Origin of the sequence: Pseudomonas sp. S5F11 (assembly GCF_019641515.1) — a bacterium.
Classification (GTDB): Bacteria; Pseudomonadota; Gammaproteobacteria; order Pseudomonadales; family Pseudomonadaceae; genus Aquipseudomonas; species Aquipseudomonas rhodesiae.
The window spans coordinates 1,698,094-1,714,615 of record NZ_JAIFJZ010000001.1 but is presented as its reverse complement, the minus strand read 5'-3'; the positions used below and the strand labels follow the sequence as shown (position 1 = coordinate 1,714,615).

Below are 16,522 nucleotides of genomic sequence, written 5' to 3'. Positions count from 1 at the left end.
CTGTTTCTCGCTTTGAGGTCGCCATGCACTTTAGTGATTTGCTCGACGCTGCCCGTCATAACCCCTTGGACGTGACCATCCCCGCCGACTGGGCCCAGGGCCGTGCGACCTTCGGAGGGCTAGTGGCAGCGTTGCAATACGAAGCCCTGCGTGCCCAAGTCCCTGGCGATCGCCCGCTGCGCTCGCTGGCAGTGACCTTTGTGGGGCCGGTGGCGCCTGATGTGCCGGCCAGTTATCAAGTTGAAGTGTTGCGCGAAGGCAAGGCCGTCAGCCAGTTGCTCGGACGCGTGGTGCAGAACGGCGAAGTCGCGACACTGGTGCAGGCCAGCTTTGGTGGGTCTCGAACGTCGGAAATCGACGTCCCCAGCGAGCCGCCACCCATGTTCAAACACTGGGACGAATGCCAGGAGCTGCCCTATATCAAAGGGGTGACGCCTGAATTCATGCGCCACTTGGCCATGCGCTGGAGTGTCGGCGGCTTGCCGTTTACCGGTAACAAATCCCGCGAGATGGGTGGTTGGGTCCGACTGCGTGGCGATGTGAAACAAGAGCCGCTGACCGAGGCGCACATCCTCGCGCTGGTCGACGCCTGGCCTCCGGCGCTGCTGCCGCACCTGAAGAAACCGGCCCCCGGTAGCACCTTGACCTGGACCATCGAATTCATCCAGCCGCTGGCAAACCTCACCACCCTCGACTGGTGCCAGTACTACGTCAACATCGAACACGCCCGCGACGGCTACGGTCACGCCGCTGCCGCACTGTGGAGCCCGAGCGGTGAACTGATCGCCATCAGCCGCCAGACCGTGGTGGTATTCGCCTGACCTTCAATGCCGTTGGCGCTGCCGCCAGGCGCGCCACCAACCGCCACTCAACACAAAGCGCGGAAAAGTCACGAACTGCTCGACCACCAGGCGTTGCGCCGCATCTTTGCGATCACTGAACGGCTCACTGGCCTGAGCTTCCAGGCTATGCCCATGACGCTGCAACGCCAGCCCTGCAAGGATACCGACCACACCCACCGCAAAACTGGCCACACTCAGGCTGAACACCCCGGACACGATCAACAAAAAACCGATGATAAACAGCGGCACCGCGATCAGATGCAACGCCAGATTGGTCGGATGCTGATGGTTCTGCGGGTAATGGCGCCACTGCCAGGCGGGGAGATTGGGATGACGTTTGCCCATGATGATAAATCCTCTGTCCGTTGAAACAACTTGAACAGAGTCTAGGCGCGGTAGGGCGGGGCGGCGAATTGGGGTTGGCTATGGGGGGGATAGTGAGTATGTACTTACAATCCCAGATTATTTATTTAATAGGTATTGTTTTTGGATTTCGTAGGCGGAAGCTGCATTGCTTCCAGGGAGGTGCGCACTGTCTAAGTATGTTTTTTTATGGGCCGTTTTTTTGAGTGTTTATAGATGTGCGGTGTCAGTTGGTTAGTCTCGTTTGGTCTGGATTTTTCTTGTTTTGTGCGTGTGAAAATTTTCGTCGGGTTCGTGTGAGCTATGGCGTTAGATAGTTAGCGGTTATTTTGTTTTTTTAATTCTTCATTGATTTTATTTTGCGCGAGATCAAGTAGTGAGCATATGCTCTCAATTGATTTTGAAGTCAGACTCAGGGTGGGGGAATCCCAGTCAAAGTCCTTAATAATTTTTACTTGAAAGCACCCTTCTATATCGAAAGACGGATACCAGCCTACGTCAAGCAGGAAACCGCTAGGATATTCGACCTGAAGCATATCTTCTTTTAAGTTTTGGAGTTGATGCTCTGCGGAAAGGTTTTGCAGGGATGAAAACTCATCATAAGTAATTTTGCCGTGTAAGAAATCTAGTGAGATCACTTAGTTAATCTCCTGAACTCACGTTCTGAAATAGGATGGCCGTGAATTGTGTTTGCACTTAGCTCTATGCGAATCCAGCGACTCGGGCTTCCCTCGCTTGCTCCGATACTATCAGGATACTCCATCACCTTCCAAGGTTTGCCGTTAGTAGTAATACTGCCGTTTCTATAGGCGTCTTTTTCTATTTTTTCGATGTCAATGTCTGGTTTGTACTTGGCTGGTCCAGATTTTGTTGCGGCTACAATATCTTTCCAGGGCGTTCTCTTTGAAGGGCTGTGTTTGTAGCCATGAGCGGTCCACTGAATGTTTTCTGGTGCGGGTAACTTTGGCTGCCCTTCGTTTGCTTTTGCACTGTTTTCAGGGTCGTCAGCACTTTTAGCCGGGTGGCATTTACCCGGACACCGACTTAACCCCAGCGGATCCACCCATCCCGTCGGATTGGGCACATACCGATACCCATTGATCCCACCCGCCAACTTCACCGGGTCCGGCGTCAGGTAGCGACCAATATCCGGATTGTAGTAGCGATGGCGGTTGTAGTGCAGGCCGCTTTCTTCGTCGAAGTATTGGCCCTGGAAGCGCAGTGGGTTGTCGAGTTTGCCTACGTCGAGGCGGGCGATTTCGCCGTAGGCGCGGTAGTGGGCGGACCAGGCGATATCGCCCTCGGGGGTGGTGAGTTCCTGGGGTGTGCCGAGGTGGTCGAGTTGGTAGTGGTAGGGCTGTGTTTCTTTTGGACCGAAGCCTTCCAGTAGGACTAGCGGCCGGAAGCTGTCGGGTTCGTAGAGGTAGCTGCGGTGGCGGCCCGCTCGGTGTTCGGCGATAAGTGTGTCGCCTTGCCAGAAAAATTCGCTGGTGATGCCGTCGACGGTTTTGCTGATACGCCGGCCAAACGGGTCATAGCGGTAACGGGCGGTTTGGCCGTTGGGCCGGGCGATTTCGATCAGCCGGTGCTGGCTGTCATAGCGGTATTCGGTGACGAGTTGCTGGCCTTTGCCACGGCGTTCCTGGGTCAGGTTGCCGAAGGCGTCGTAGGTGTAGTGGCGGTCGCCCTGGATCAGCAGGCGGTTGCCGGCGACGATGTCGGGGCCGGGGCGTTTTTGCATCAGCAGGTTGCCGGCTGGGTTGTGGGCGAAACGTTCCTGCACGTCGTGGGAATGGTCGGCGCGGGTCAGGCGTTGCAGCGGGTCGTAGCGGTAGTGGTGTTCGCCTTTGCGGGTGTCGAGCAGGCGGGTGAGGTTGCCGGCTCGGTCGTAGTCGTATTGGCGCTGGTAGAGCGGATGGGGCTGGTGGGTGACGGCGTGGGCGTGCAGGCGCTGTTGGTCGTCGTAGTGATAGTGGCTGAGCAGTTGGCCTTGTTGGCGCTGGTGTTCCAGACCGGCGTTGAATAGGTGCGAGGTTAGGGTTTTGCCATTCAATTCAACAGTCGCTAGGTGCCCGCCCTTGTCGCGGTTGAAGGCCACGCGGTTGTTATCCGGTAGGCGCAGGTGCTTGAGCTGGCCGCAGGCGTCGTAGCCATAGCGCAGGGTGCCCCAGCCCTGGTGTTCGGCGGTGAGGCGGTTTTGGCGGTCGTACTCGTAGGCCAACGCCCAGTGGCCGTCGTCGACGCTGAGGAGATTGCCCTGGCGGTCGTAGGTATATTCAACGACGCTGTCATCGGGCAGGATTTTTCGTACCAGGCGTCCGGCATGGTCGCGTTCGTAACGAGTGACGAGCTGACTGCCGTCGTCGCCGTATTCGGTCTTTTCCTGCAGGTGGCCGTTGAGGTCGTAAACGTAAGCGGTGCGCTGCCCATCAAACCCGACTTCCTGTTGGATCAGGCCGTTGGGGTGGTAGTCGAGCCGGTAGGTCTCGCCGACTTCGTTTTCAATTTCGGTGAGCAGTAATCGGGCGTTGTCATAGCGGTACTGGACCTGAGTTCCATCGGCATTCAGGCGGCGGCTGATCAGGTGCAGGCCGTCGGCGTAGTCGTAGCGGGTGACGTGGCCGAGTTCATCGCGTTCGGCGGTGATTTTTCCGTAGGGGTTGTAGCTGTATTCGCGGGTGGCACCGCCTGGCAGGGTCAGACGAGTCAGCCGACCCACAGCGTCCCACTGATACTGGGTCAGCGCGCCGTGTTCATCTTCGCGCGCCACCTCGCGGCCCAGGTCGTCGTAGCGATAGCGCCTGATGCCGCCATTGGGCAACTGCTCCTCAACCAGTTGCCCGCGCTCATTCCACACCAAGCGATGGCAGCTGTGATCCGGGTACCAGACCCCGGTCAGTTGCCCATGTTTGTTGTAGCTGTAGTCCGTGACATGCCCATCGGGATCGATGCTACGGGTGATATCGCCCTGGTCATTGCGCTCGTATTTCCAGACCGCTTGACCCCGGCGCACCACGCGTACGAAACCGTGGTCATGCTCGTAGGTAGTGGGCTCATCTTCCCCAGGAAACAACGCCACCAAGCGTCCGGCTTCGTCGTACTGATACGCCGTCACCGCCCCCAGCGGGTCTTGCTCGACTGTCAGCCGGCCTTTTTCGTCGTAGGATTTGAAGTGTTGCGCGCCATCCGGATCGATGCGTTGCACCAATCGCGCACGGTCGTCGTGGACATAGATTTCCTGGCTGCCATCGGCGTTGTGCACCGTGACCTGGCCGTCATCGCCCCACACATAGCGCGTGTCCATCTGCGAGAAGCTGGCCCAGTGCCGCACACAGCGCGCCGCCTTGCCGGAGCGTTCCCACGCCCAGAAGAAACTCGCCCCACCGGCCAGGCCGCGTTCCACAATGACGTGCTGCTCGTCGTAGCGGTAGACCTCGCTCTCGCCGACGGCATTGGTCGCTGAGACCAGTCGGCCCAGGTCGTCATAGGTGTAGGAAACGACGTTCTGCTCAGTAATCCACTCGTAAGGCTCATAACCCTTAGCGCGCTGAATCTGATAATCCACCGCGACAATGCGCCCAGCCCCATAGCGCAGAAACAACGAGCGACCCACCCCGTTATCCACCCGCTCGATACGCCCGAGCACGTCGCGGAAAATTCGCAGGCGGTTGTCATACGCATCGCTGATCGCCGTCAGCACACCGTCGCGAAAGTGGTAGAACCGCGATGCCTGGGCCAGCACCAGCTCATCCGGCGAAGCGCCCAGATAGATCGCTGCTTCGGCCAGGCTATTGGTGATTGCCGGTCGCGCAACGGTGGGCATTGGAAACGAGATAGAGCGATTTTCATGGTCGGTCCAGACCACCGAATCGCCTGAAACCAGCAGCCGCTGCGCCAGCCCATGGCTCCAGCCAACCCCTAGCCCTACATCGACTTCCACCGCACTGGTGCGATACAGCCGCGTCCACTCGAACGGCAACACCCCATCCAGAACACCGTCAGTCAGGGTCAGCAATTCCTCCCCGGTAACCATCGACACCGGGCAGCCATTGGTGACGGTTTTATCCGCAGAAGCCGCCGCATCGCCGTTCGGGTTTTTCCCCGAAACAGGTGCGTCGTCTACAGGCTCCTGCCGCACCAACACCGTTCGCTGAGCCTTGCGACGAACCGCCGGCACCGCGTTCGTAACCACCTGCTCCCCAGCCTGCAACGGCGCAACCGGGACTGTCTTGATCGGCGTCGCCGCGCTGCCCAGCAGCAATGGCCTGGCCTCTGCGACATGGGGTTCCAGCCTGGGTCCCTTGAGGTGCTTGGCGAGCAACGCCAACAACGCTCGCGCCCGCGCGGATTTGATGCTGCTGAGCGTCTGAGCACCCAGGCGCAGTGCCACGCCCATGCCTGCTGTGGCCCAGATCAGCAGCAGATTGATCAGCACTTCCCCGGTCAGTTCGCCAACCAGTTCGTACATCTCGGGCGGCGGTAGCAGGCGCATCCAACTGACCATGGCTGCCAAGTAAATGAACAGCAGCGGCTCATCGCTGAGCACCAGCAAACCCTGGGCAATCGCGTCGCTGCCGAGTGCCAGCAGCGCATCGAGTTCGGCCTGGGAGATGTAGGCCAAGAGCTTTTCGCTGTGGGCCTTGAGGTCCGATAGCAGCTCATACAACTGCGTGACGTTGTCCCACAGGTTGTACAGCGCCTTGGCCAAACCACTTGAAAACGCCATGCCCTGCATGGCGCTGCGCTCAAGCGCGGTGGCGTGGGAAAAATCGTCCCAGCGGGGTTTGAAGGTCTTTGCCCATTCATCGCGCAGGTCCGTTTCCAGCCCCGCGATCACCGCCTGATAAGACGCATACAGCGCCTTGACGTGGTCCTGGGAAACGTTGGGATAAAAGGTGATCTGGTAGGCCTGGTCGCGGGTGCACTCCTTGAGTTCAAGAATGCCGCTGGGGCCGATGGTGTGATGCTGGGGCGCGCCCATCGTGCTGCCATCGGCGGCCAAGGCTTGAAGCATCACCGGCGTGTTGCCGATGGGGACGAAGCGGGTGCTTTCGAACAGGTGCACCAGGGTTAACGAGCCCTGGGCATCACACTGGGCAACAACCGCGTTGGGCTTTTTTGAAGAAACCGGTTCGACCAGCGCGACGTCATCGCCGACTTTAAAGACCTGCTCCACCTGCAGGGCCGAGCCACTCCAGAAACTCTCGGCCCAGTCGTCGAAGGTGTTGAGGCAGTCGCGAAAATCACGCAGGACGCCTTCGATGTCAGGCGCCTTGGGATCCATGGGGGCCAGGACGAAGCTGGCGATGACCGGAATCAAGAGACAGCCCTGTCGAGCAGGGCCATAAAAGCGGAGTGCATCAGCGATCCCTCGCACTGAATGATCAGGCGAGAGACTTTGGAGGGATTATCAGAGCAAAGAAGTCGGCGTTATTCGCCGGCAGGGTGAGGACGTTTCGCCAAAAGCGCGGGCAAACCGTGGGGTTGCTGTAGGGATAGGATTACAGCTTGAACAGTCCTACAGCTTCAGTTGCCCAATCGCCTTGCTCAACTCCCCAGCCAAGGTGGCCAGGTCATTGCTGGTGGTGGCAGAGCCCACTGTCTGTTGCACGGTGTTTTCGGTTACGTCACGGATGCTGACCACCGCGCGGTTCATCTCTTCAGCAACGTGGCTCTGCTGCTCGGCCGCGACGGCGATCTGAGTGTTGCTCTCGCGCATCTGCGCCACGGCGTCGGTGATTTCGGCAAGGGCGCCAGCGGCGTCCTGGGCCTGTTGCACACAGTCGTCGGCCTTGAATGAGCTTTCCTGCATAAAGTCCACCGCATCGCGGGTGCCGGCCTGCAAGGCCGAAACCATGCGGGTGATTTCATCGGTGGAGCTTTGCACGCGTTTGGCCAGGTTGCGCACTTCGTCGGCGACCACGGCGAAACCGCGGCCCATTTCACCGGCGCGGGCGGCCTCGATGGCGGCGTTGAGGGCCAGCAGGTTGGTCTGTTCGGCGATGCTGTGGATCACGCTGACCACGCCGTTGATTTTCTGGCTGTCTTCGGCGAGTTTCTGGATCATTTCCGCGGTTTGCTGCACACCGGTAGACAGCCCGGCGATCGAGCGTTGCACACGGGTGACTACTTCGCGGCCGCTGCCGGCCAGGGTATCGGCGGTTTTGGACAGGTCGCGGGTAGCGCCGGCGTGCTGGGCAATGTGGTGCACGGTAGCGGTCATTTCATTGATCGCGGTGGCGGCCTGGTCGGTTTCGCTTTGCTGGCCGAGCATGCCGTGCTGCACATCGTTCATGCTGCTGGCCAGGCGCGCGGCACCTTCGTCGAGCAACCGGGCGGTGCTCGCGACAGTGTTGACCACCCGCTGGTAGCCGGCCTGCATGGCGTTGAACGCGCTGGCCATCTGGCCGACTTCATCTTTGCACGCCAATGGCACACGGGCCGACAGGTCGCCGGTTTTCTCCACATGCAGCATCACGTCCTTGAGGGTGTTGAGCTGGCTTAGCAGGAAGCGGATCAACAACTGCGAGGCGCACAGCATCGCCAGCATCAGGATCAACACCGCTGCGGCGTACTGGGTAAAGCGCTCGCTGAACACCTGGCTGAAGCTGGGGGCGTAGGCGAGTGCGGCGATTTGTTGGCCGTCCGCGCGGGCGACAACTTGCGCCCCCGCCAGAACATTCTCACCGAACAACGGCATAGGATTGAGTTCGACCCAGCCGCTGGCGCTGTTCAGGGCTGACAGATCCTGGTCGGCCAGTTGTGGGGCTTGGTCGCGCGGGAACGTCAGCCACATCTCGCCCTTGGGCAACGCCTTATCGGCCGGCCAGGCGCTGAGCAATTGCGCCTGGGCCTGCGCCGACGCGTAGGATTGCGCGGTGCGGGCCTGCTGTTCGAGGTGTACGGCGTACAGCACCAGCAGCAGGGTGGTGACAAAGGCGACCGCGTTAACGGCCCAGAATTTGTATTTCAGCGAGATATTGCTAAGCCAGGCACCCATGGAAGGTTTTCTCTGATAGCGAAAGCAGCATTGGCAAGGTGCCAGTATTGTGCCTTTATCATAAAAAACCCTTTTGACATGGGTCAATGCGCCGCATCAATCCAGATTGGGCAACCCAAAAAACCGACGGGCGCAGGCGGTGCTGTGTAAGGCCAGGTCCTCTACGCTTTCCTGGCGGTGCAGGGCGACTTCACGCAGCACTTCCACGAGATAGGCTGGTTCGTTGCGGCCATTTTTCGGTTTGGGGCGCAGCGTGCGTGGTAACAGATAAGGCGCGTCGCTCTCCAGCATCAGACGTCCCCGGGGGATTTCTCCGACGAGCGGGTGCAAATGGGTCCCACGGCGTTCGTCGCAGATCCAACCGGTAACGCCAATGTGCAAATCGAGGTCGAGATAGCTGAACAGTGCCTGCTGTTCGCCGGTGAAGCAATGCACCACGGCGGCGGTGAGGTGGTCGCGGTAGTCCTTGAGGATTTCCAACAGGCGCTGGTTAGCATCACGTTCATGTAGGAACACTGGCAGTTTCAGCTCTGCGGCCAGGGCCAGGTGAGCTTCCAGCACTTTTTCCTGTTGCGGGCGCGGGGAGAAATCCCGATTGAAATCCAACCCGCATTCGCCGACGGCACGCACCCGTGGCTCACTGAGCAAAGCACGCAGACGCTGAGCGCTGTCACCGTTCCAGTCACTGGCGGAGTGGGGGTGAATGCCCGCCGTGCTGAAGAGGCGTTGGCCGTTTTGATCGAGTTTTACGCACAGCTCCAAGGCCTGTTCGCTATCTTCGACACTGGTGCCGGTGAGCACTAATTGCTGCACGCCGGCGGCATAGGCGCGGTCGAGAACGGCCTGGTGTTTATCGTCGAAACTGGCATTGGTCAGGTTGACGCCGATATCAATGAGCTGCATGGTGCTATCTCCGCCTGCGGCCGGAAAGCATATCAGAGCTGTAGATTTATAAGAAAAACCAAGAACTGCAACGGTTTATAGCTGTCTTTGAACGTTGCGACCGACATGGCTGATGGCTAAATGCCTTGTCCATGCTTGAGTTGCGCGCGAAGCCTGCGCTGAAAGCGCTCTGTTTCTGAATCCCAGCTCCTCGTTTTTCCGAGGGTGTTGACCAGTATTCTTTCCGGAGAGCGGATGATCCGACCCTCGGCGTTATTAATGTTATGCCTCACGCTGCTGCCGATGGCGGCGGTCGCGCGTCTGGACGGGCCACTGGAAGTGACCAAACCCAGCAAAGTCCGCGATCTGGCGGAGATTCGCTCAAGTCGCACCTTGCGCGTACTGGTCAACCAGAGCCGTAACAGTTCCGGCGAAGTGCAGGGGCAGGCCATTGGTGTCGAATACCATCGCCTGCGTGCGTTCGAGCAATACCTCAATGGCCATGCCCGCGATGGTCAGGAGATCAATCTCAAGATCATTCCCAAAGCCAAGGATCAGTTGCTGGCAGCGCTGGCCCGTGGTGAAGGCGATCTGGTGGCCCCCGGTGAACTGCTGGATATAAACACGGCCCATAAGATCGTCACAAGCGACCCGATTATCAGCGACGTGCCGCTATGGTTGGTGGGGGTCAAGGGTGAACGGCGGTTTACCAGGCTGGAGCAGTTGTCCGGTCGCACCCTGGCGCTGACCACTGGCAGTGCGGCGGCGGATGCTGTCAGCCAGGTCAATCAAAAACTGGCCCTGCACAAACAGCCACCGATCAAGGTGGAGTGGGTGGATCCAACGCTGGCCGTGGAGGATGTGTTGGAGATGGTCCAGGCAGGGATTTTCCATCTGACCATCGTTGAAAAACCCATAGCCGAGCGCTGGTCGAAGATCCTGCCCAAGTTGCGCTTCGATAAGCAGGTCGCGATCACGTCGCCCGGCGACGAGTTCTGGTTTGTGCGCCAGGATGCATCGATACTGCGCGCCAGTATCGACCGATTCCTCAAGACCTATCGCACCCCTGCGGACCAGGATGTGGCGTTCCAGCGCATCTACCGTCGTCTCTACCAGGTGCGCAATCCGCTGGCCCGCATCGATCGCCAGCGTCTGGAGAAACTGCGCCCGGTCCTGCAAAAGCACGCTGGGGAGCAAGGCATGGACTGGCTGAATTTGGCGGCGTTGGCGTTCAAAGAGTCGGCCCTTGACCCGAGCGCTCGAAACAGCGGCGGCCCCACCGGGCTGATGCAGATCACGCCATCGGCGGCACAGCGTGTGGGCGTCAACAATATCGAAACGCTCGACAGCAACGTGCAGGCCGGTGCGCGGTATCTGACGATGATTCGTCGCAAATTCTTCGCCAGCCCCAAGCTCAACGAGCGCGAGCGCATGGCGTTTGTGCTGGCAGCCTACAACATGGGGCCCGAGCGCGTTCAGGGCATGCGCACCGAAGCCAAGCGCCGCGGGCTCAACCCCAATCAGTGGTTTTTTCAGGTGGAGCGCATCGCCATGGAGCAAGTCGGGATGAGCGCAGTCGGCTATGTGAATAGTGTCAATAAGTACTATTTGGCATTCGACCGCGAACGAGAGTCCCTGGAGCCAGTGGCCACCAAAATCGCGTCACGAAAGTAATCGATTTTGTAGATATTAATCAGGCATTTTTTGCGCTTTTATCATCCTCTAAACTGATTAATATAGCGGCCAACCAACCTCTACTTCGAAAAGGATGTACGCCATGAGCCCACTTATCAAAAGCCTTCTGTCCACCCGCGCCGGTTATGGCCTGACGATTCTACGTATCGTCGTTGGCATCATCTTCGCCGCCCACGGTTCGCAAAAACTCTTTGGCTGGTTTGGTGGCTACGGTCTGGCGGGCACTGCCCAGTGGATGGAAAGCATTGGCCTGGCGCCGGGTACGCTGATGGCACTGCTGTCGGGCGGTACTGAGTTCTTCGCAGGCCTGGCGCTGATCATTGGTTTGCTGGTGCGTCCGGCGGCGCTGGGCTTGACCATCCTAACGCTGGTAGCGATCTTCTCGGTGCATATCCATAACGGTCTGTTCATGGCCAACAACGGTTATGAATTTGCCTTGGCCTTGCTGGGCGGCACACTGGCGGTGTTGCTGGAAGGTGCTGGCAAGCTCTCTGCCGACCGCGCCATCGCCAACTGACTGACTGGCAACGCTCTGAAAAGGCCCACGCATGCGTGGGCCTTTTCGTTGCCGGCGATTCTTGACATCGCCCCACCGGCTTCTCTAGGATGCCGTTCATGCGCCGATTTAAACAGCTAATTGCGGGGCGCCACTGGGACTCAATGCAGCCCGACAGAAGCGTGTTCTCCCTTGCGAGATACCTTCGAAATACCGCTAAAGCGCTGGTTCGGTGTTGCCTCTCACCTGCCCGCAGACTTTTGAGGCAGAGACACGACACGATGAATGCACTACGCCCTCTGATACGCCTGGCTCCGATCACTGCGGACCTCACGCAACGCAATCCGAAAATCCTTCTAGGTGGCATGCACCAGCCGACATTATTGCGTTATCTGGACGGCTGGCCGCGTCGTACTGGGCGGCCCTCCGCTTTCCTGATTCAGTTCGTTGAAGACGGCGACTCCCTCGCTAGGTTTGCCAGTGACAGCTTCGATCTCGCGGTCATTCAGGCCCCCAGTGCCGATAACGCTGAAGAAGTCATCCGTCAATTGACTCGGATCGCCCGTCAGGGGTTGATTGCGCGGCGGTAAGTATTCAGTAGAGCAGCGAGCGTGGCTGAGTGCGATGACGCTGTTGGCGTAACCACAGACCCCACGCTATCAGACATAGCGTCACGGGCACCGTAACGATCAACCCCAGCTTGATCATGAGTTCCAGGCGATGCACTGACTCGTATGCCTGGGTTTTCAGCGCGTGCAATTCCATGGGTAGACGCAGCCGCTCCTTGTTGAGGGCTTGCAGCTGGGTGTTAGGGTCCACCGCTTGGGTGCCGAGGCTGGTTGTGGGAGGGGTCAGCAGTTGCCACTCCCGCTCGGTTCGCTGAAGGCGTCGTTCCAATTCGGTCGCTTTCTCGCGGTAAGACTGTGCGGCCCTATCGCGCATCGTGTGCAACGCACTTGGCGCGGGGTTCGTCACCACCCGAGGGCGGAGGCTGGCGAGGGGTTCCAGCATGGACAAGTTATCCAGCGTATTCAAAATAAACATCATGTTGCCGCCAGGCGCCGTGCTGACCTCATCCATCAGTAAATCGGTGTCCGCCACCACCACCACATGGATGCGCTCGGCTTTTTGCAAACCGGGTGGTTGTCCCTTGATGCCATTGGGAAATGCCGAATAGGCCGGACCTTCGATACGTGCTGCAAGGGTATGACGTTGGGCGTGCTGAGACATTTCGTCGGTCAGTGCATCGAATTTGAGCGCCGAGGCGAATCGCTCGGTTTCCAGCAATGCAGACTGCCAGGAGCTTTGCAGGAGAGGGGTGAAGGTGGTGCGACTTTTCATACGCGGCGAAAGGGCACCGCTGCTTGATACCGTCACCGTATTGAGTTTCCAGCTACTGATATCACTGGGGTTCATTGCCTCATGCGGCAGGTTCAATCTAGCCGGATGGCGCACGGCTGGTTTCCCGGGGCCGGTGACCACCGAGGAAGCATAGAGATGATCGATCAGCAGTTTGTCGGGGAATACTTGAATGCCCCATGCCGTGAGCATCTCGTCCAGGCGAGAGTTGGTGGGCAGGGCACCAGCGCCGTACTCGCTGATGGGGTCGATAAACATCAATAATCTGCCGCCCCTCAACGTAAATTGGTCTATCGCATACAGCGTGCGGTAAGACAGCGCGCGGGGTTGAACCACCATCAGTGTCTTGATGCTTGCAGGCACCTGTTCAAGGGTCGGCTCCAGATTGATCAGGTCGAAGTGGCGCTGCAGTTCCCCCATTAGACGCCCTGCGGATTCGCCCATGTCCAATCCGCTGAGCAGCCCGATTGTCCGGGGCTCTGGATGCTGCAGCTGGTAGATCAGGTGGTTGATTTCATATTCGAGCAATGGCTCACGGTCCAGGCTGAATGCTCCGATTCGTTGTGCGCCATGACCCGCGCGGTTGCCGATCAACCCCAGAAACCCAGTTTGGTCGTCGAGACCATATAATGCGGCTTTGTAGGCGTCTTCTGAAAAAGGCGCAGGCTCAATCAGGTGCAGGTTGATCATGCCTCTTGCGGCTTTTTCATATTCGCGGAGCAAGTCTTCGATACGCTTGCCGTAACGATTCAACGCATACGTTCGTTTGGGGTTGTTGTGTGCATTGAAATAATACAAGTCCAACGGCACCTCCAATGACACAAGTAAATCCTGCGTTGGTGGCGATAGGGTATGGATTTTGTATTGTGTAAAGTCCCAGCGAAGCTCGGGAAGTTTGGCTGTCCAAACCAGGTTTAATGCAAGAAATAACAAAAAAATGACGACGAGTGTCATGCCGGTGCGCAGAGTGGAACGCATGCAGGGCTTTCCTTCTCAGCGGAGTTTGTAGTTGAGTGTGGCAATCGTCGCAGTGAGAAAGGCAACGATCATGCTGACGAAATAAAGACTGTCATGAAGCGTAAACTTTCCATGGTCGATTGTGCTGAATCTCGACTGTGGATTAAGGGCGCTTAAACTGTCGATAATCCAAATAGGGGCTTGGCGCTCCAGAGCGTCTACCCATGAAGAAAGAGCAGTGGCTGCCAGTAATAAACCTATCGTCAATATAAAAATAACCACACGTTGACGTGCCAACGTACACACAAAGCAACCGACGGACAGGTAGCTTCCCGCCAATAACCAGCTCGCCGCGAATTGCGAGGCGATGAGGCCATTATCGGCGCTACCCAGGTAATTGGCGGCGACGACCAGAGGGAAGCTGAGGATCAATGCCGTGCCTGCCACGACCCAGGCGGCGATGAACTTGCCGATAACCCGTTCGGCGGCCGTGATGGGTAATGCGCTCATAAGGTCGGCAAAACCGGGATCGGCCTCATCTGACCAGAGTCGTATGGTCAACGCCGGTATCAGCAATAGATAGAGCCAGGGGTGCCACTGGAAAAACACCAGCAGGTCACCACTGTCCTGTTCCACCCAGCGGTGAAGATACAACCCCGCCATGGTGGACAGTGCTAGAAACAGCGCGACGCTGAGATAGGTCGCGGGCGAAGAGGCATAGTTGGCGAGTTGGCGCTTGAAAATAACCGGCAGCAGCTTCAATGGGACCTCTCCTGGCTCAGTTGCTGAACCACATCGTTCACGCGACCGGGCTCCAGGTTCAATGTGTTGATTTTCCAACGGCGGTTGGCAATGAGCGTGTGTATATGGGGATAGATGGCATGCCCAGGCATGGCCAGAACGGTGACCGTGCCAGGCGCGTGGCGATGTTCCTCAATGCCGGCGACGCCGGGTAATACCGCCAAGGCCAGTAAGTCCAAAGGGGTGTCGGCCGAGAGGGTGACGGCCTGGAAGTGACGGGAACTGCGTTGCAAATCGGGCAGGGGCGTGTCGGCTACCAGGCGACTATCAGCGATGAGCAATGCTCGCGTGCAGAGTTCGGCCAACTCTTCACTGTTGCGAGAGGAGATGATGACCGTCATCTCCTGCACGAGCGAACGGATAAGCGCCTTGAGTGATAGTGCCTGATCCGCCGCAAGTCCCGCAGTCGGCTCGTCCAATAGCAGCACTGCGGGCGTATGCAGGATGGCCTGGGCGACGGACACCCTACGTTTGGTGCATGCGCAGAGCGCGTCGAGGGGTGCATTGAGGGCTGGATACAAATCCAGTCGTGTCACCGCTTGTTCCACCCGAGCGCGTTTTTCGGCTCCGTGGTAACCACGTATGGCGGCGATATAGTTGAGAAATGCTTTAACGGACATCGTCGGGTGACTGAGGTCCTTAAAACGTTGGTAGCCGATAACTTGCTTGGCTTTATGTGGATAGGTTTGCGCGTTGATGCCGTCGATGTGTATGTGCCCGCCGGTGGGTTGCGTCGAACCGGATAGCAGGTTCAAAAGCATGGTCTTAACATCAGGCCCCTCGCCAAATAATCCTAGGCACTCTTGCTGACGGGCGCTGAATGAAAAATCGCTGATGATATTTTTCTTGTTCAGGGTTTTTGTCAGATTGCTTATTTCGATCATTTTTTTACCGAATAAGTTTGGCGTGACGTAGGGCTAGGATTCAAAAAGGGTACGGTTAATACTCGTCCTTGGGAACGACGGTCCGCGTTAATAAGAAAAGTCCTACGTGCGTGCCAGGTGAGTCACTGAAACAATTGTTTTGTGTTTTAGATGCTTGTGTTGGTAGGTGTTTATTTGATGTTTATATATACATCCGACTTTTTTAAATGAGGTCCGATTACTATGATGCTTCTACGTACCCTTGTTCTTGAGCGCAACGGTCAGGATGCTCCGGTCAACGGCGCGCTGCTCTGTGGGTTCGCGGTAGGGCAGATCGCCTCTAACTTCCTTGTGTATAGTCTGGATGAGGAAGTTGAACCTGGGAGCTCCAGGGTTTATATCGCGGCGCTGCGCAAGAAACTCGAACGGTATTTCCTCAGCGGTGTTGAATCCAAGGAAGACTTGCAAATAGCCACGCATGTGTTCAAGCAGATTCTTATATTGGCTGCGGCGTCAGGTACGAAAGCGGCCGGGGTCACCGAAACCCAGTTGCCTTATCATTTTGTCGATCTGAGGGGGTGTAAATTGCCGCCCGCGCGGCCTGAAGACCATCATTCGGTGACCATCAAGAAGGCGCTGGTGATGAAGGTGATCACTTTAGGCATGAATGCCTCCACACTGCCGGCGATCGAAAGCACCTCATTGATCGTGCCCTCCATTCGCTTTTCCTCCCAAATGATCTCCCCGCCCAAAGCGGCAAGCTCATCCGAAGCGGATGCTCAATCGGTGCTTGAACATTCTGTTGAAGAACCTCGACCGCTGCCTGTCGAGCCTCCCGAAACAGTCGTTCAGGCTGAGGCGCCCATCGCCAACGCGAAAGAACCTGAGCCGTCGTCGCCGCCGCCTTCGAAACTGCCTGCGCCGATGGAGCAAAGCGCACTGTTTGAAGTGGACAGCACATTGTCCAGTCTGGCCCGGGTCGCCCATGAGTTGACTCAACAGAAGCTCGCCGCGGCTGAGCGAGAGACCGCGTTGGAGCAGTGGCAGAATCGATTGTTGCAGGAGCAGAACCAGATCGGCGAGCAGGTCAAGGATCTGGAGCAGCGCACATTTCAACTGCGTGATCAGTCGCAGGACATCCAACGCAAGACCGAGACGCTGGCCGCGTTGAAGTCGCAATTGTCGGGCCTGCGTCATACGCTGCGGGGCATGTTGCATGAATTGGATCAGGCGTTGGATAGCTAGGAGTGAACGGCCCTGGCTA

Annotated in this window: 13 protein-coding genes; 5 read left to right on the top strand and 8 right to left on the bottom strand. The window is 57.9% G+C overall.

The window, feature by feature from the left end:
- The first annotated feature begins 23 nt into the window (after window positions 1-23).
- The gene (locus K1567_RS07535; RefSeq protein WP_034096563.1) at window positions 24-821 is read left to right on the top strand and encodes an acyl-CoA thioesterase II; all 798 of its coding nucleotides are present in this window, start codon (window positions 24-26) and stop codon (window positions 819-821) included.
- Window positions 822-824: 3 nt separating this feature from the next.
- Here K1567_RS07535 and K1567_RS07530 read toward each other — a convergent pair whose 3' ends face one another.
- The 5 genes from K1567_RS07530 to K1567_RS07510 all read right to left on the bottom strand — a co-directional run bounded on the left by K1567_RS07530 (window position 825) and on the right by K1567_RS07510 (window position 9,108).
- Window positions 825-1,187 (bottom strand): Mpo1-like protein, encoded by a 363-nt coding sequence (locus K1567_RS07530; protein WP_034096564.1) that lies wholly within the window; start codon window positions 1,185-1,187, stop codon window positions 825-827.
- Window positions 1,188-1,522: 335 nt separating this feature from the next.
- Window positions 1,523-1,843, bottom strand: a complete 321-nt coding sequence (locus K1567_RS07525) for a hypothetical protein (protein WP_034096565.1) — start codon at window positions 1,841-1,843, stop codon at window positions 1,523-1,525.
- Window positions 1,840-6,525, bottom strand: a complete 4,686-nt coding sequence (locus K1567_RS07520) for an RHS repeat-associated core domain-containing protein (RefSeq protein ID WP_083377895.1) — start codon at window positions 6,523-6,525, stop codon at window positions 1,840-1,842. The genes K1567_RS07525 and K1567_RS07520 overlap by 4 nt, the downstream gene beginning before the upstream one ends.
- Before the next feature lie 198 nt (window positions 6,526-6,723).
- A complete protein-coding gene (locus K1567_RS07515) occupies window positions 6,724-8,205 on the bottom strand; it encodes a methyl-accepting chemotaxis protein (RefSeq protein ID WP_220698301.1) in 1,482 nt (493 codons plus the stop codon).
- Window positions 8,206-8,301: 96 nt separating this feature from the next.
- Window positions 8,302-9,108 (bottom strand): TatD family hydrolase, encoded by an 807-nt coding sequence (locus K1567_RS07510; RefSeq protein WP_040266202.1) that lies wholly within the window; start codon window positions 9,106-9,108, stop codon window positions 8,302-8,304.
- 234 nt (window positions 9,109-9,342) lie between these two features.
- Here K1567_RS07510 and K1567_RS07505 point away from each other — a divergent pair, with 234 nt between their 5' ends.
- From K1567_RS07505 to K1567_RS07495, 3 genes are all read left to right on the top strand, one after another.
- Window positions 9,343-10,761 (top strand): transglycosylase SLT domain-containing protein, encoded by a 1,419-nt coding sequence (locus tag K1567_RS07505; RefSeq protein WP_169868359.1) that lies wholly within the window; start codon window positions 9,343-9,345, stop codon window positions 10,759-10,761.
- Between the two features lie 103 nt (window positions 10,762-10,864).
- A complete protein-coding gene (locus tag K1567_RS07500) occupies window positions 10,865-11,299 on the top strand; it encodes a DoxX family protein (protein WP_034096571.1) in 435 nt (144 codons plus the stop codon).
- 260 nt (window positions 11,300-11,559) lie between these two features.
- Complete coding sequence (locus tag K1567_RS07495) at window positions 11,560-11,868, top strand: class I SAM-dependent methyltransferase (RefSeq protein WP_169903281.1); 309 nt, start codon at window positions 11,560-11,562, stop codon at window positions 11,866-11,868.
- 4 nt (window positions 11,869-11,872) lie between these two features.
- Here the strand turns inward: K1567_RS07495 and K1567_RS07490 are convergent, their stop codons facing one another.
- The 3 genes from K1567_RS07490 to K1567_RS07480 are packed head-to-tail and all read right to left on the bottom strand — an operon-like array spanning window position 11,873 to window position 15,279.
- A complete protein-coding gene (locus tag K1567_RS07490) occupies window positions 11,873-13,615 on the bottom strand; it encodes a Gldg family protein (protein ID WP_220698300.1) in 1,743 nt (580 codons plus the stop codon).
- Between the two features lie 15 nt (window positions 13,616-13,630).
- Window positions 13,631-14,356: an ABC transporter permease gene (locus K1567_RS07485; protein ID WP_220698299.1), complete on the bottom strand. Its 726-nt coding sequence runs from the start codon at window positions 14,354-14,356 to the stop codon at window positions 13,631-13,633.
- Entirely contained in the window at window positions 14,353-15,279 is a 927-nt protein-coding gene (locus K1567_RS07480; protein ID WP_220698298.1) for an ATP-binding cassette domain-containing protein, read from the bottom strand. The genes K1567_RS07485 and K1567_RS07480 overlap by 4 nt, the downstream gene beginning before the upstream one ends.
- Window positions 15,280-15,501: 222 nt before the next feature.
- Here K1567_RS07480 and K1567_RS07475 point away from each other — a divergent pair, with 222 nt between their 5' ends.
- Window positions 15,502-16,503 (top strand): hypothetical protein, encoded by a 1,002-nt coding sequence (locus K1567_RS07475; protein ID WP_220698297.1) that lies wholly within the window; start codon window positions 15,502-15,504, stop codon window positions 16,501-16,503.
- Window positions 16,504-16,522 lie beyond the last annotated feature (19 nt).

Coding starts and splice junctions, on each gene's coding strand:
- K1567_RS07505 (WP_169868359.1), top strand. CDS start 9,343: ATGATCCGACCCTCGGCGTTATTAATGTTATGCCTCACGCTGCTGCCG.
- K1567_RS07500 (WP_034096571.1), top strand. CDS start 10,865: ATGAGCCCACTTATCAAAAGCCTTCTGTCCACCCGCGCCGGTTATGGC.
- K1567_RS07510 (WP_040266202.1), bottom strand. CDS start 9,108: ATGCAGCTCATTGATATCGGCGTCAACCTGACCAATGCCAGTTTCGAC.
- K1567_RS07475 (WP_220698297.1), top strand. CDS start 15,502: ATGATGCTTCTACGTACCCTTGTTCTTGAGCGCAACGGTCAGGATGCT.
- K1567_RS07490 (WP_220698300.1), bottom strand. CDS start 13,615: ATGCGTTCCACTCTGCGCACCGGCATGACACTCGTCGTCATTTTTTTG.
- K1567_RS07535 (WP_034096563.1), top strand. CDS start 24: ATGCACTTTAGTGATTTGCTCGACGCTGCCCGTCATAACCCCTTGGAC.
- K1567_RS07530 (WP_034096564.1), bottom strand. CDS start 1,187: ATGGGCAAACGTCATCCCAATCTCCCCGCCTGGCAGTGGCGCCATTAC.
- K1567_RS07480 (WP_220698298.1), bottom strand. CDS start 15,279: ATGATCGAAATAAGCAATCTGACAAAAACCCTGAACAAGAAAAATATC.
- K1567_RS07515 (WP_220698301.1), bottom strand. CDS start 8,205: ATGGGTGCCTGGCTTAGCAATATCTCGCTGAAATACAAATTCTGGGCC.
- K1567_RS07495 (WP_169903281.1), top strand. CDS start 11,560: ATGAATGCACTACGCCCTCTGATACGCCTGGCTCCGATCACTGCGGAC.